The 14,345-nt window shown below is 66.1% G+C and carries 10 protein-coding genes; 6 read left to right on the plus strand and 4 right to left on the minus strand.

The genetic code is table 11. The annotated features are described in order from the left end of the window. Window positions 1-100 precede the first annotated feature (100 nt). Complete coding sequence (locus tag K9B35_RS15155; RefSeq protein ID WP_224922820.1) at window positions 101-3,229, plus strand: autotransporter outer membrane beta-barrel domain-containing protein; 3,129 nt, start codon at window positions 101-103, stop codon at window positions 3,227-3,229. A gap of 197 nt (window positions 3,230-3,426) precedes the next feature. Then, on the plus strand, window positions 3,427-4,305 hold the full coding sequence (locus K9B35_RS15160) for an OmpA family protein (protein ID WP_224922821.1): 879 nt from the start codon (window positions 3,427-3,429) through the stop codon (window positions 4,303-4,305). A gap of 23 nt (window positions 4,306-4,328) precedes the next feature. Here the strand turns inward: K9B35_RS15160 and K9B35_RS15165 are convergent, their stop codons facing one another. Together K9B35_RS15165 and folE are read right to left on the minus strand one after the other, a co-directional pair. Next, window positions 4,329-5,300, minus strand: a complete 972-nt coding sequence (locus K9B35_RS15165; RefSeq protein ID WP_224922822.1) for an NAD(P)/FAD-dependent oxidoreductase — start codon at window positions 5,298-5,300, stop codon at window positions 4,329-4,331. Beyond that, complete coding sequence (gene folE, locus K9B35_RS15170) at window positions 5,297-5,908, minus strand: GTP cyclohydrolase I FolE (RefSeq protein ID WP_224922823.1); 612 nt, start codon at window positions 5,906-5,908, stop codon at window positions 5,297-5,299. The genes K9B35_RS15165 and folE overlap by 4 nt, the downstream gene beginning before the upstream one ends. 106 nt (window positions 5,909-6,014) lie before the next feature. On the opposite strand from folE, the gene K9B35_RS15175 reads away from it, so the two are divergent. The 4 genes from K9B35_RS15175 (at window position 6,015) to K9B35_RS15190 (ending at window position 11,442) form a co-directional block, all read left to right on the plus strand. Continuing rightward, window positions 6,015-6,599 carry a PAS domain-containing protein gene (locus K9B35_RS15175; protein WP_224922824.1) on the plus strand — a complete coding sequence of 195 codons (585 nt, stop codon included), beginning with the start codon at window positions 6,015-6,017 and terminating at the stop codon, window positions 6,597-6,599. Between the two features lie 70 nt (window positions 6,600-6,669). Beyond that, entirely contained in the window at window positions 6,670-8,010 is a 1,341-nt protein-coding gene (locus K9B35_RS15180) for an ABC1 kinase family protein (protein ID WP_224922825.1), read from the plus strand. A gap of 58 nt (window positions 8,011-8,068) precedes the next feature. After that, window positions 8,069-8,497 carry a DUF805 domain-containing protein gene (locus K9B35_RS15185; RefSeq protein WP_224922826.1) on the plus strand — a complete coding sequence of 143 codons (429 nt, stop codon included), beginning with the start codon at window positions 8,069-8,071 and terminating at the stop codon, window positions 8,495-8,497. Window positions 8,498-8,712: 215 nt separating this feature from the next. Continuing rightward, the gene (locus K9B35_RS15190) at window positions 8,713-11,442 is read left to right on the plus strand and encodes a TonB-dependent receptor (RefSeq protein WP_224922827.1); all 2,730 of its coding nucleotides are present in this window, start codon (window positions 8,713-8,715) and stop codon (window positions 11,440-11,442) included. A 64-nt stretch (window positions 11,443-11,506) separates the two neighbouring features. Here the strand turns inward: K9B35_RS15190 and ruvB are convergent, their stop codons facing one another. After that, window positions 11,507-12,535 carry a Holliday junction branch migration DNA helicase RuvB gene (gene ruvB, locus K9B35_RS15195; protein ID WP_224922828.1) on the minus strand — a complete coding sequence of 343 codons (1,029 nt, stop codon included), beginning with the start codon at window positions 12,533-12,535 and terminating at the stop codon, window positions 11,507-11,509. 523 nt (window positions 12,536-13,058) lie between these two features. Further along, window positions 13,059-14,300, minus strand: coding sequence for an endo-1,4-beta-xylanase (locus K9B35_RS15200; RefSeq protein ID WP_224922829.1), 1,242 nt, complete (start codon window positions 14,298-14,300; stop codon window positions 13,059-13,061). Window positions 14,301-14,345: the final 45 nt, after the last annotated feature.

The raw sequence follows: 14,345 nt of genomic DNA on the forward strand, positions 1-14,345 counted from the left end.
ACTTGCGTCTGCCCGTGGGTCCGTGTCGGGGTCGCCAGCGTTGCTATGCCGATCGTTCAGTCCGGACGACGCGTCATCGAAAGCTCTCCCCCATATGCCCATGCTCCACATTTCCCAGTCGCCACGCACGCGCGCACGCTTCACCCTGGCCTCGGCGCTCGCCGGAACTGCATCTGCCTTGCTTCTGGCATTGCCGTCCGCAGCGCTGGCTCAGGAAGAATGCGGTGCCGCACCGGCGACCGCTGGAACCGTGGTCTGCACCCGAGCGGGCAACCCCTATACGAACGGGGTCACCTACATCGCCCCGCCCGCCGACCTCACCATCGTGCTGCAGGACGGTGTGCGCATCGACACCACCGGCGGCCTCAATCTCGGTCTGCTCGCGGTCGGCGACAATGCCTTTACGATCGAAGGTGGAACGAACACGCTGATCACCAGCGACAGCTTCGGTGCCCTCGTGTCAAACAACACCGATCCGATTTCCGTGACGCTCGACCGGATCGTCACCAACGGCGCGAATAATTTCGGCCTGATCGTCAGCTCGTCGGAGGGCTCGATCACGACGAGCACCAACGCGATTACCACCAATGGCGCCAATGCCGACGGGATCAGCGCCAGCACCGACACCAGCGCGATCACCATCCGTTCGGGCAGCGTCACGACCAGCGGCCAGAACGCGATCGGCATCGACGCCAACAGCGATTTCGGCAATCTCAACATCACCTCGGGTACGATCACCACCAGCGGCGTAGGCGGCGGCGGCTTTAGCGGCGGCGCGGTCGGCATTCTTGCCCAGACCGGCGGCACCGGCACGGTCACCGTCAACTCGACCACGATCAACACCGCCGGAACCGACGCCTTCGGGATCCGTGCCGTGTCGAACACCGGCGCGGTATCGGTGACCTCGGGAACGATCGGCACCACCGGCCTCAACGCTGACGGCATCACCGTCACCACGGCAGGCACCGCGACGATCAATGGCGGCGCGATCACTACCACGGGTGCGAATGCTGATGGCATCGTCGCCAGCGGCGTCACCGGTGCCAACATCAACTTCACCGCGATCAGCACCACCGGCGCCAACGCAAATGGTGTGCTCGTCCCGGCAGGTGTTGCGTTCTTCGGCCCGCGCGCAACCGCAACCACCACGGTCAATGGCGGCAGCGTCAGCACGGTCGGCGCAACATCGGATGGCGTGCGCGCGATCGCCGGCACCGGCTCCGCGACGGTCAATGTCACCGGGAACATCTCGACCCAGGGCGCGAACAGCCGCGGCATCTTCGCCACCGGCCCGACCGGCGTGACCGTCACCAACGGCGGAACGATCACCACAGCTGGCGTCACCTCCAACGGTGTCGACGCGTCGAGCACGGCTGGCCCGGTCGCCGTCACGGTCAATAACGTGACCACCACCGGCAACGGCTCGCGCGCCGTCGTCGTCAATGCGACGACCGGCAACGCCACCGCAACGGTCAATGGCGCAGTGCGCGCGCTCGGCACCACCGCAGATGCGCTGACCGTCACCAGCGGCGGCAACAGCGTCGTCAATGTCGGCGCCGGCGGCTCGTTCGCCACCAGTCAGGGCAACTCGATCGTCCTGAATTCGGTGGGCACCAGCACGCTCAACAACGCCGGAACGATCGCCAATAACGCCAATGGCTTCGCGCTCGTCGCCAACGGCGGGCCGATCACGATCAACAACAGCGGCAACCTGTCGTCCGACATCGTCCTGACCGCAGGTGCGGACCGCATCAACAACAGCGGAACCTTCACCGTCGGCGCCAACCCAGACTTCGGGGCGGGCAGCGACAGCTTCGTCAACAGCGGGCTGATCCTGGTCGGATCCGGAGCGACCGCGACCGTCGCGCCGACGTTCACCGGTCTCGAAAGCATGACCAACAGCGGCACCATCGATCTGCGCAATGGCCGCGCAGGCGACACGCTGACCCTGCCCGGCACCTATGCCGGCGCGAACGGCACGCTCGGCCTCGACGTCACGCTCGGCGCGACCCCGGTGACCGATCAGCTGATCATCGGCGGCGTTGCCAGCGGCACCACGACCATCCAGCTCAACCAGCTGGCCGGAAGCCAGCCGGTCCTGAACTCGGGCACCGTGCTGGTCCGCGCGGCGACCGGATCGGCTGCCAATGCGTTCGATCTGGCGGGCGGCTCGCTCGATGCGGGCTTCGTCCGGCTCGAAGTCGTCTTCGACGCCGCCACCGGCACCTACTCGCTGACCGGCGCACCGAGCGACAGCGCCTTCCGCACGCTCAGCTTCAACGAGGGTGTTCGTAGCCTGTGGCTGAAGTCGGCCGACACCGTGTCGGGGCAGCTTCGCGCCCGCCGCGATGCACTGTGGACGCAAGGCGGCGGCGATGTCGCCGGTCGCTTCTGGACCCAGATGCATGGGTCGGTCGAAACCCGTGGCGGCAGCCGCAACTTCAACACCTTTGGCCAGTCGCGCCTGACCGACACCGGCTATGAGCAGGATTATTTCGGCGGTCAGATCGGCTTCGATGTCAGCGGTGCGAGTGGTGAGCGTGGCGGCTTCGCCTTCGGCGTCACGGGCGGCTACACGAATTCGTCGATGAACTTCGCGGGGTCGGCCGACCGGCTGAGCTTCGACGTCATCAACGGTGGCGTTTATGGCAGCTTCACGTCGGGCAACATCTTCGTCAACGCGATCGGCAAGTACGACTATTTCTGGTCGAAGGCGAACATGGCGGGCGCAGGGTTCCGCGCTGACACCAACGGCGGCGTCTATGGCGCGCGGGCAGAGGCGGGCATCCGTTTCGGCAGCGACAGCTTCTTCGTCGAGCCGGCGGCCAGCATCTCGTATGTGAAGAACGACTTCGACGATCTGTCGCTCAATGGCACGACCGTCAGCTTCGATGATGAAGACGGCCTGCGCGGACGCGCCGGCGGCCGCATCGGCGGGGCCTTCGGCATCGGCGGCGGTGCAGAAGCCGCGGTCTATGTGGGCGGCAATTACGTCCATGAGTTCAAGGGCCGCGACAGCGTCACCTTCACCAGCGGCACCACCAGCCTTGGCTACACCAATGATCGCCTGCGCGATTATGGCGAAGCGACGCTGGGTGTGACGATCGCCCAGAGCCAGGGGATCAGCGGCTTCATCGAGGGCAACTACATCCGCTCGTTCAGCGACAGCAACGGCATCCGCAGCATCGACGGTGCTGGCGGCCGCGCCGGGATCCGCCTCCAGTTCTGAACGGTTCGGACGTAGCAAGACGACACGGGGTGCATGGCAACATGCACCCCGTTTTGTTTGTGGGACCGGCGCCGGTTGCACGGCCCGCCGCGCGAACGGCACCGATCGCCCGGACTCGGGGGCACCCCGCTGGAACCAAGGTCGTTACGCATGCTTTGCTCCCCCAGCCCCGCAATGGGCTGACCAGTTTCAGGAGTATGTTCATGCGTTCCATCACCCCCAAGATCCTTGTCCTGACCGCCCTGTTTGCAAGCGCCGCACCCGCGAGCCTTGCCGCGCAGGAGGCAGCGATGCAGCCCGAAAGCGATGTGACGATCCAGAGCACCGCGCTGCCGCCGCTGGAGCAGCTGGCCGCGGGACCGGAGGTTTCGGGGATGATCTCGGCGCGCAAGGGCGACCAGATCCAGGTAACCACCGCCGATGGCACGCCGACGCTGATCGCGGTGACGGGCGCGACCGACATCCGGGCGAGCGGCGGGTTCCTGGGGCTGAGCCGCGAGAAGCTGGGCGCCGATGCGCTGCTTAACGGGCTGCCGGTAACGATCCGCACGCGCGACTGGAACGGGACCTTGGTCGCGAGCCAGATCAAGCTGCAGAACAAGGACCTCAAGACCGCGTCGATGATCCGCAATGGCACCGACCAGCGCTTTGGCGAGCAGGCGGCGGCGACCGAGGCGCTGAAGGGCCGGGTCGGCGATATCGACCAGTATAACGTCAAGGGCACGACCAATGTGAACTTCGACACCGGCAAGGCGGTGCTGAGCGCGCAGGCGAAGGCCGAGCTGTGCAATGCGGCGAGCCAGGCCGGGTCGATGGAGAACGCGCTGTTGCTGGTCGTCGGCTATACCGATGCGACCGGCAGCGAGGAGCTCAATCAGGAACTCAGCGAGAAGCGTGCGAGCCGGGTGGTCAACCATCTGCAGCAGGCGTGCGGATGGAAGCCGTATCGCATGCTGACCCCGACCGGCATGGCCGAGGCGGATCCGCTGGCGGATAACATGACCGAGGAAGGCAAGGCGCAGAACCGTCGCGTGGCGGTGAACATCCTCGTCAGCAAGGCAGTCGACGGGTTGTAAGATCGATGACGGCCCGCGCGTGGTCAGCCGGTGCTGGCCGCGCGCGGGCTGTCCTCTACGCTGTCCGCGATCCGCTCGGCGAGCATCCGGCCGGACAGCCACGCGCATTCGAGGCGGGGGGCAAGCAGCCAGTCACCGCACGCGCCGAGTTGAAGCCCGGGGTTCCAATAGGCGCCGTCGCTGCCCGGACTCGACAGGGCATAGCGCCAACGGTGCGCGCGGGTCGCGGCAGGCTGTGCCACCAAGCCGATCGCGGCGAGGAAGGCGGCGGTCAGCTGGTCGGCCACCTCCTCATTGGGGAGATCGAGGTGCGCGATCGACCAGTCGCTGGCGGCGTGCAGCACCCATGATTCTCCGCCGTGGCGGCCGGGTTTGGCGGAATCGCGCGCGGCCCAGGCAATCGGGCCGATATCGCGCAATACATCTGCATCAACCGGCAGCGGCGCGTCGAACGCCAGCATCACCGCCCAGCATGGCCGCGAGGGCGACATGACCGCGCGGCGGGCGAGCGTGAAGTCCTGCGCACCGGCGAGCGCGGCGACCTGTTCGGCCGGCATCGCGAGCACCAGCGCATCGAACGGCCCCGCCGCCCCTTCGGTCAGGGTCAGCGACCAGCTGCCTGCGCGGCGGACGATCGACTGGACGTGGCTCGACCAGCGCACCCCCATTCCATCGGCGAGGTCGCGCACGATCGTCGCCATCGCGGGCACGCCGACCCAGGCATCGTCGCCCGCCGCCTGCCAGCGCGCGGCAATGCCCCGCTCCGCCCAGCCATTGGCCTGATCAACGAAGTCAGGATGCCGCGCGGTGAAATACTGCGCGCCGAAGTCGAACGCGTACAGGCGATCGCCGACAGCCTGCTCACGGGTCGAGGCGCGGCCACCGGGGCGGCGCGCCTTGTCGAACAGGGTGACATGATGCCCCTGATCGCGCAGCGCGCGCGCGCAGGACAGCCCGCTGACGCCAGCCCCGACAATCGCAACCGAACTGCTCATCGATAGCCGAGCAGCGCCAGCAGCTCCGCCCGGCTCGAGCGGTCCTCAAGGAAGCAACCGAGCAGCTTGCTGGTGACCATTCCGACGCCCGGCGTGCGGACGCCACGGCACGTCATGCAGCCATGCTGCGCCTCGATCACCACGGCGACGCCATGGGGGTTGAGCGTGTCCATGATGCACTGCGCGATCTGGACGGTCAGCCGCTCCTGCACCTGCAGGCGATGGGCGAAGGCGTGGACGACGCGGGCGAGCTTCGAGATGCCGACGATGCGCTCACGCGGGAGATAGGCAACCGCCGCCTTGCCGATGATCGGGGCCATATGGTGTTCGCAGTGCGAGTTGAAGGGAATATCCTTCAGCACCACCATCTCGTCATAGCCGCCGCTGTCGCCGAAGGTGCGGGCGAGCATCGCGGCGGGATCCTGCTCATACCCCTCGAAATATTCGCGATAGGCGCGCGCGACGCGATCGGGGGTGTCGCGCAGCCCTTCGCGATCGGGATCGTCGCCGGCCCAGCGCAGCAGCGTGCGGACGGCTTCACGCGCCTCTTCCTCGCTGACATGAGGCGACGCGCCGGAATTGTCCTCACGCGGTGCATAATAGTTCATCGACGCCTCCTTGGTCAGGTTCCACAATCCTCCCGGTTAACCGCGCGCACAACATGGCCGGAGGTGCAGGTTTGCGCTGCGCCCACCAAGCTGGCATGACGCCAGCATGTCACCGTCCGAGATGATCGCCGGAAGCGCGGTTGCCGCTGTCATCAGCGATCCGCACCGGCCCGATACGCCGATCATCGAATGCAACGACGCGTTCGTCGCGCTGACCGGCTATTCGCGCGAGGAGATCATCGGCAACAACTGCCGTTTCCTCGCCGGGCCGGGGACCGAACCCGAGCTGACCGACGAAATCCGCAAGGCGGTGGCGGCGCGGCGGACGGTGCTGGTCGAGATCCTCAACTACAAGAAGGACGGTACCCCGTTCCGCAACGCGGTGATGGTCGCGCCGATCTTCGACGATCGCGGCGAGCTGCGCTATTTCCTCGGTTCGCAGGTCGAAGTGCGCACCCCCGCCCCGGTCGCAGCGCCGCAGACTTCAGCGCGCACGCGCGTCGACATGCTGTCGGCGCGGCAAAAGGCGGTGCTGCTCGGCATGGCGGCGGGACGGCTGAACAAGCAGATCGCGCATGAGCTGGGCATCACCGAACGCACGGTGAAGATGCACCGCGCGGCGATGTTCGACGTGCTGGGGTGCCGCACTGGCGCCGACGCGATCCGCATGGCGATCGAGGCGGGATACTGACCCTCGCGTCCGGCGCGCATGGTCCAAGGTACAGGTCGCTCCGGCCCGTCCGAGTCCCGATCTACCAAACATGAGCGATGATGGGTTGAAGTCCGGCCCCGGCCGACGCGTACCGCGCGGGCGATTGGCCCGGCTGGGCGGCTTTGCGCGGCTGACCGCTGGCGTCGCCGCCAATGTCGCGCGCGACGGGGTCAAAAAGATCGCGGCGGGCGAGCGCCCAGCTTTGTCCGACCTGATGCTCACCCCCGCCAATGCCGAGAAACTGACCGCGCAGCTCGCCAATCTGCGCGGCGCGGCGATGAAGCTGGGGCAGATGCTGTCGCTCGACAGCGGCGACCTGTTGCCGCCCGAACTGGGCACGATCCTCGCCCGGTTGCGCGATCGTGCGCAGCATATGCCCCCTGCCCAGCTTGACCAGCGACTGAAGGCCGAATGGGGACCCGACTGGCGCCGCCGGTTCCGACGGTTCGAGGCGACGCCGATCGCCGCCGCGTCGATCGGTCAGGTGCATCGCGCCGAAACGCATGACGGGCGGATGCTGGCGATCAAGGTCCAGTATCCCGGCGTCGCCGACAGCATCGATGCCGATGTCGACAATGTCGCGACCCTGCTGCGCCTGTCGCGCCTGCTGCCCGACAGCATCGACATCGCCCCGCTGCTGGAGGATGCCAAGGCGCAGTTGCACGAGGAAGCCGATTACCAGCGCGAGGCCGGGATGATGGCGCTGTATGGCGACATGCTCGCCGACCGCCCCGAATTCATCGTCCCGCGCGGCGATCCGGCGCTGACCACCGACCATATCCTGGCGATGGACTTCGTCGCCGGTCGCCCGATCGAAACGGTCGAGACCGCCCCGCCCGACGAGCGCAACCGCGTCGCCGCGCTGCTGATCGATCTCGTGCTGGACGAGCTGTTCCGCTTTGGCGTGATGCAGACCGATCCCAATTTTGCCAATTACCGTTACCAGCCCGAAACCGGCCGCATCGTCCTGCTCGATTTCGGCGCGGCGCGTCGTGTCTCGCCCGAGCTGGTGGAGGGCTATGGCCTGCTGCTCGGCGCGGCATTGTCGGGCGACCGCGCGCGGACCGAACAGGCGGCGGTGGACTCCGGCTTCATGGGACAGCGCGCGCGCGAGCGGCATCCAGCGCTGATCGCGTCGATGATCGATGCGATCCTGACCGAACTGGAACGCGGGCCGGTGTTCGACTTTGCCGACCGCGCCTTCTTGCAATCGATCCGCCGCGACGTCGGCGACATCGCCGCCGACCGATCGAGCTGGCACCTGCCGCGATCCGAACTGCTGTTCGTCCAGCGCAAGGTCAGCGGCACCGCGTTGCTCGCCGCGCGGCTGAGCGCCGTGATCGAGATGCGCGCGCGCGTCGGGCGCGCGATCGGGACGGTCGCCGCCTGATTGCCAGCCGCGTTCAATCGGATAGGATTGGCCCCTGAAACCAGGGGGGACGATTGGTATGGACAAGATTTTGCGGCCGTGGCGGCACTATGTCGACTTCAGCGGGCGATCGACGCGGACCGAATTCTGGCTGTTCATCATCATTTTCTACGCCGTGCTAATGGTGCTGGCCTTTGCCGGCGGCGTATTCAGCGCGGCCGCCGAGCTCGATGACCCTGCCGACACGTCCATTTCTCTGACGATCATCCCGATGGCGCTCTGGATCCTCGCATGCCTCCTCCCAAGCATCGCGGTGACGGTGCGGCGGCTGCATGACAGCGACAAGAGCGGGTGGCTGTTTCTGCTGACGATCATCCCATATCTCGGCTTCATCATGACTCTGATCTTCGGTTTCTGGCCCGGCACGCATGGTGAGAACAGCTACGGCTTTGACCCGCGATTGGGCGAAGGTACGCCGGATTATGACGCACCCGAAATATTCAGCTGATCTGAGGACTCAGCGGCTAAGTATCTTTACTTAGCCGCTTCCCACCCAACGCGATCGAACCTTCCGACCGCCAGTCGCGCGGCGGAATTTCGCGCTGCACTGCACAACCGCCATTTCACAATGCTTTAATCCGCGCACATAGGATTTGGGTAGCCGCGACCGGCCCCCGCATCTCCCCCGCTATAATGGCTTCAGTACTATTCGGGAGAAGCTGAATGCGCGTGCGGGCCTATCTGTTGACTGCCGCTGCGTGTGTCGGGTCGGTCAGTCCGGCCGGGGCACAGGCCCTGCGGGGCGTCGAGCCCGCTCCGGCCGAGGCACCGTCCGCCGAGCAGGCGCCGGCGGAGAATACCGCCGACATCGTGATCACCGCGACGCGCCGTTCGCAGCGCCTGTCGAGCGTGCCGATCGCGGTCAGCGCCTACAGCACCGCCGCACTCGAAAATTCGGGCGCGACCGACATCCGCCAGATGGCGCAGATCGCCCCGTCGCTGCTGGTCGCATCGACCGGGTCGGAGGCCAATGCCACCGCGCGTCTGCGCGGCATCGGCACGGTCGGCGACAATCCCGGCCTGGAAAGCTCGGTCGTCGTGTTCATCGACGGCGTGTACCGCAACCGCACCGGATCGGGCCTGAACGATCTGGGCCAGGTCGAGCGGATCGAGGTGCTGCGCGGGCCTCAGGGCACGCTGTCGGGCCGCAATTCGTCGGCCGGCGCGATCAGCATCTACACCAAATATCCCGAGTTCACGTTCGGCGGCTATGCCGAGGCCAGCTATGGCAATTATGACGCCGTGCGCGTTGCCGGCGCCGTTACCGGCCCGATCATTGCCGACACGCTGGCGTTCCGCGTCGATGGCGTGTTCGCCAAGCGCACCGGCTTTTATCACGATGTCGTCAACGACACCGACTATAACGACCGCAACCGCGTGTTCGTTCGCAGCCAGCTGTTCTGGAAGCCCAACGCCGATTTCTCGATCCGCCTGATCGGCGATTACACGCGCCGCGACGAGAAATGCTGTGGCGCGGTGCTGATCGATACGCGTGAAAAGACCGACCCGACGCCGGGCGTAGCGGGCGATTACGCGGTCGCGGCACAGAACCGCATTATGCCGATCCTCACCAACCTCGGCGCGGTGTTCCCGCATCTGGGCGACCCGTATAACCGGCGCATCGCCAACACGCGCGGGCGTGCCTATTCGAACCTGACCACCGATTATGGCGTGTCGGCGCGCATCGGATGGAATGTCGGCGCGGCGCAGCTGATCTCGCTGACCGCCTATCGCAAATATGAAGCCGGCGGCGCGGCCGACATCGATTATGGCAATGTCGACATCGGGTACCGCCCAGATGACGGCAACGCGTTCCGCAAGTTCCGTACGTTCACGCAGGAAACGCGGCTGAGCGGATCGGCCTTCGGCAACCGTTTCGACTGGCTGATCGGCGGCTATCTCGCTGACGAAAAGCTCAGGGTCTCCGACAACCTCAAATTCGGCAGCCAGTACGGCGCCTTTGCCGCGTGCCGCATGGTCGCGACGATCAACCCCAACCCGGTGCTGCAGAGCGCATCCGCGACCGGCTGCCTCAGCCCGACCGGCCGCGCGGCGCTGACCCCCGCGGTCGGCCCACAGGTGATTGCCGGCATCGATCGGCTCAGCACGATCAACAATGTCGGCAGCGTGCGCGACATCTATGACCAGACCAGCAGCAACTGGGCGCTGTTCACCCACAATATCTTCAAGATCACCGACACGCTCAGCATCACCGGCGGCCTGCGCTATACGCATGAGGTCAAGACGCTGGAGGCGCAATTCACCAACAACAACACCGTCTGCCCGGCGCAGCAGGCGGCGCTCGGCCCGTTATTGGCCAATCCGGCGCTGCAGTCGCTGGTCGGCGGGATCATCACGTTGAGCTGCACCGGCAACTCGTCCTCCGCGATCACCGGCCTGCCGATCAGCGACCGGATCAGCGAGGGGCAGTTTACCGGCACCACCGTCCTGTCGTGGAAGCCGACCCGCGACCTGCTGGTCTATGGCAGCTATTCGCGCGGCTATAAGGCGGGCGGGTTCAACCTCGACCGCTCGGACCTGAGCACGACCGTGTTCAGCACTCCGACATCGGCGATGGCGCGCAATCTGCGCTTCGATCCCGAAACGGTGCAGGCGTATGAATTCGGCATCAAATACACCTCGCGCAAGCTGACCGCGAACGTCGCCGTCTACCGGTCGGAGTTCAAGAATTTCCAGCTCAACACGTTCAACGGCAGCAGCTACATCGTCCAGAATATCGGGTCGTGCAGCGTCGGACTGAACGGCGCCGACCGCGACCTGAGCGCGGCGACCGGGGCGTGCACCGGCGACGTTCAGGCCGGCGTGATCACGCAAGGGTTCGAGATCGAGGCGGGCGTGTACCCAACCGCCGACCTGACGCTGAACCTTGGCTACACGCTGACCGATGCGAAATATGCCAACGACCTGGTCGGCAGCGCCACGGGTGAGCCGCTCAACAATGCGCTGTTCCTGCTGCCCGGCAGCGCCATTTCGAACGCGCCGCGCCATACGATCACCAGCTCGCTAAGCTGGACGCCGGAGATCAACAGCACCGGCCTGTCCGCGATCTTCTATGTCGATAGCCGCATGACCAGCGACTATAACACCGGGTCCGACCTGTTCGCGGAAAAGGCGCAGGACGGCCATGTGCTGGTCAACGGGCGCATCGGCATTCGCGGCCCGGATCAGCGCTGGGCGGTCGAATTATGGGCGCAGAACCTGCTCGATACCGATTATCAGCAGGTCGCGTTCTCGACCCCGTTCCAGGGGGCGGGCAGCCTGTCGCAGGTGCAGAGCTTTGGCGCGCCGGCCTATGCGACCGCCAACTCGCTATTCTCGTCCTTCCTTGCCGAGCCGCGCACCTATGGTCTGACGCTGCGCACCAAGTTCTGATCGGAGCCTCGTCGAACGCAACCACGCTCTCCGGACCCGGTCCGGGGAGCGTTTTTGCATCGCGCTACTTTCCGTCGAACAGCCCGTCCTGCGATCCGGCGGGTGGATTAAGGCCAAGATGCTTCCATCCCGCCGCGTTGAGGCAGCGGCCGCGCGCGGTGCGGGCGATCAGGCCGATCTGGATGAGGTAAGGCTCGATCACCTCCTCGACCGTGTCGCGCGGTTCGGACAGGCCCGCGGCGAGCGTCTCCACGCCGACCGGACCACCGCGATAGATGTCGGCGATCATGGTGAGGTACCGCCGGTCCATCGCGTCGAGGCCGAGCGCATCGACCTCAAGCCGGCTGAGCGCGGCATCGGCGGCGCGCGCGTGGACCACCGTCTCCCCCGCGACATTGGCGAAGTCGCGCACCCGGCGCAGCAGGCGACCGGCGATACGCGGGGTGCCGCGCGAACGGCGCGCAATCTCCGCCGCGCCATCCTCGGCGATGCCGAGGTCGAGCAGGCCGGCGGCGCGGGTGACGACGCGGGTCAGCTCATCGACCGTGTAGAATTGCAGCCGCACAGGGATGCCGAAACGGTCGCGCAGCGGCGTCGTCAGCAGCCCCTGCCGCGTGGTCGCGCCGACCAGAGTGAAGCGCGGCAGATCGATCCGCACGCTGCGCGCCGACGGCCCCTCCCCGATCATCAGATCGAGCGCGCGGTCCTCCATCGCGGGATACAGCACCTCCTCGACCGCGGGGGCGAGGCGGTGAATCTCGTCGATGAACAGAACATCGCCATCCTCGAGATTGGTGAGCAGCGCGGCAAGATCGCCCGACTTGGCGATCACCGGGCCGGAGGTGGCGCGGAAGCCGACGCCCATTTCCTTGGCGATAATCTGCGCCAGCGTGGTCTTGCCAAGGCCCGGCGGGCCAAAGAACAGCACATGATCGAGCGCATCGCCACGCTGGCGGGCGGCGTCGATGAACACGCGCAGGTTATCGCGCGCGGCGCGCTGGCCGACGAACTCGTCGAGCGACTTGGGGCGCAGCGCCGCGTCGACGTCCTCGGGGCGGCGGGAGGCGGTGAGGATGCGGTCGGGGTCAGTCATCGGGATTGTGTCCAATGAACGGGACGCTGCAGCATCGCCACAATCACGTGCCTACCGTTAGGGCGACGATCGACTTTTCCAACGACGTAGGCGGGTCCGTCAACATAGCCCCACCGCCCACAAGTGTTGAAGCCCCCTTGGGGAATAACTCTCAGTCGGATTGTGCGTTTGGTCGACTTGGCCCGTGCCACCACCCACGCCGGCTTCAATCCGCGGACATCCAGTTGCGAAGGGTCGATCACGCGTACCCGGATCAGCCGCATTCCTGGGGGAACAGCGCGAGGAGGATCTTTCAGAAAGACGAAATCCTCAAAGTCCGGCGCAGGGCAGGCCAGGACGGGGGATGCGAACCCCACGGCAATGAGCATGCCGACCATTCGAACCGACAGGATTACCGCAGAGCGCCATCCTCCAACCGCGACGTGCGCAGACGCAACATCACCAGACCGGTCGGATCGGAGGAATTGGCTCGCCACGAACGTTCCTTATCCGTTCGCTTGCGGCAAGCCAATCCCCCTCCCCGTCAGGTCGGTGCAGGACGCGCGGTCGTCGCCGCAAACGCGTCGCCGATCGCGGTGTAGAACCGCTTGGGCTGGGCGTTGGCGTCGTAGGGGAGCGGGCGCAGCGGCTGGCCGTCGGGGCGCGGGGTGCCGAAATTCTGCAGCCAGCTATATTTGTCGTTCATGCCCCAGACGAGCACGTCCTTGAGCTGCGGATAGCTGAACAACAGGTCGAGCCAGGCGCGGCCGTATACCGCGACATCCTCGTCGCGCTGGGCCACCGTGCCGGTGCGGTTGCGGTCGCTGACGTCGAATTCGGTGATGATCAGCTTGTACCCCAATGCCACGACCGCATCGAGGAAGGAGCGCATCGCCGGGATCTGGGCGTTGGCGATGTCCTGCGCGGTGCCGCTGGAGTAAAAGCCGATATGCGACTGGATGCCCAGCGCATCGATCGGCACGTTGCGGTCGCGAAAGCCGCGCAGCAGGTTGAGCACGCCGTTGCGGTGCGTGGTCGAGCCCCAGTCCATATAGTCGTTATAGACCAGCTCCGCCGTCGGCAGCTCGGCCCGCGCTGTGCGGAAGGCGAGGTCGAGGATCGAGTTGTCGCCACCAACTGCGGTGTGGAGAATGTTGGTGCGGACGTTGCCGGTGGCGGGATCGATCGCCTCGTTGATCACGTCCCAGCTCTTGATGCGGTTGCCGAAATGGCGCGCGGTGCTCTCGACATGCGTGCGCACCAGCCGCTCCGCCGTGGCACGGGGATTTACCCCCATATCATAGCTGCGCAGCCATGCGGGAAACCGCTCCTGAATGTACCATAGGAAGCAATGGCCGCGCATCTCCATGCCCTTTGACTCGGCATAGGCCAGCATCTGATCGGCGCGCGTCCAGTTGTACACATTCTCGGCGCTCGACTGATATTCCCACTTCATCTCGTTTTCGGGGACCAGCAACTGGCAGTCGCGTTCGAGCAAAGCGGCGTAAGCCGGGTTGTTGAACGACCCGGCATCCGCGCCGGGTGAGGCCCAGGCAAAAGTCGATCCGAACCGCATCCGCTTCGCCGCAGCTGCCGCCTTGAGCGTGCTGGTCGGGGTCGGCGTGGGGGTGGGTGTTGGCGTCGGGCTCGGAGTGACCGGAGGCGCCGGTGTCGGAGTCGGTGACGGGGTGGAAATGGTGCCGCTCCCCGGCCCTCCCCCGCTACATGCTGAAACGCCCAGCGCACCGGCAAGGGCAAGGGTTTCCCGACGTGTAAGGGACCGCATCCTCTCTCTCCTCCTCGCGGCCCGTTTGCGGGCCTGCATGTCCGG

The organism is Sphingomonas sp. R647 (assembly GCF_020177055.1).
Taxonomy (GTDB): domain Bacteria; phylum Pseudomonadota; class Alphaproteobacteria; order Sphingomonadales; family Sphingomonadaceae; genus Sphingomonas.

Bases quoted from the DNA above. Each gene is read 5' to 3' on its own strand.
- K9B35_RS15155 (WP_224922820.1), top strand. From the start codon at position 101: ATGCTCCACATTTCCCAGTCGCCACGCACGCGCGCACGCTTCACCCTG.
- K9B35_RS15190 (WP_224922827.1), top strand. From the start codon at position 8,713: ATGCGCGTGCGGGCCTATCTGTTGACTGCCGCTGCGTGTGTCGGGTCG.
- K9B35_RS15200 (WP_224922829.1), bottom strand. From the start codon at position 14,300: ATGCGGTCCCTTACACGTCGGGAAACCCTTGCCCTTGCCGGTGCGCTG.
- K9B35_RS15165 (WP_224922822.1), bottom strand. From the start codon at position 5,300: ATGAGCAGTTCGGTTGCGATTGTCGGGGCTGGCGTCAGCGGGCTGTCC.
- folE (WP_224922823.1), bottom strand. From the start codon at position 5,908: ATGAACTATTATGCACCGCGTGAGGACAATTCCGGCGCGTCGCCTCAT.
- K9B35_RS15185 (WP_224922826.1), top strand. From the start codon at position 8,069: ATGGACAAGATTTTGCGGCCGTGGCGGCACTATGTCGACTTCAGCGGG.
- K9B35_RS15180 (WP_224922825.1), top strand. From the start codon at position 6,670: ATGAGCGATGATGGGTTGAAGTCCGGCCCCGGCCGACGCGTACCGCGC.
- ruvB (WP_224922828.1), bottom strand. From the start codon at position 12,535: ATGACTGACCCCGACCGCATCCTCACCGCCTCCCGCCGCCCCGAGGAC.
- K9B35_RS15175 (WP_224922824.1), top strand. From the start codon at position 6,015: ATGTCACCGTCCGAGATGATCGCCGGAAGCGCGGTTGCCGCTGTCATC.
- K9B35_RS15160 (WP_224922821.1), top strand. From the start codon at position 3,427: ATGTTCATGCGTTCCATCACCCCCAAGATCCTTGTCCTGACCGCCCTG.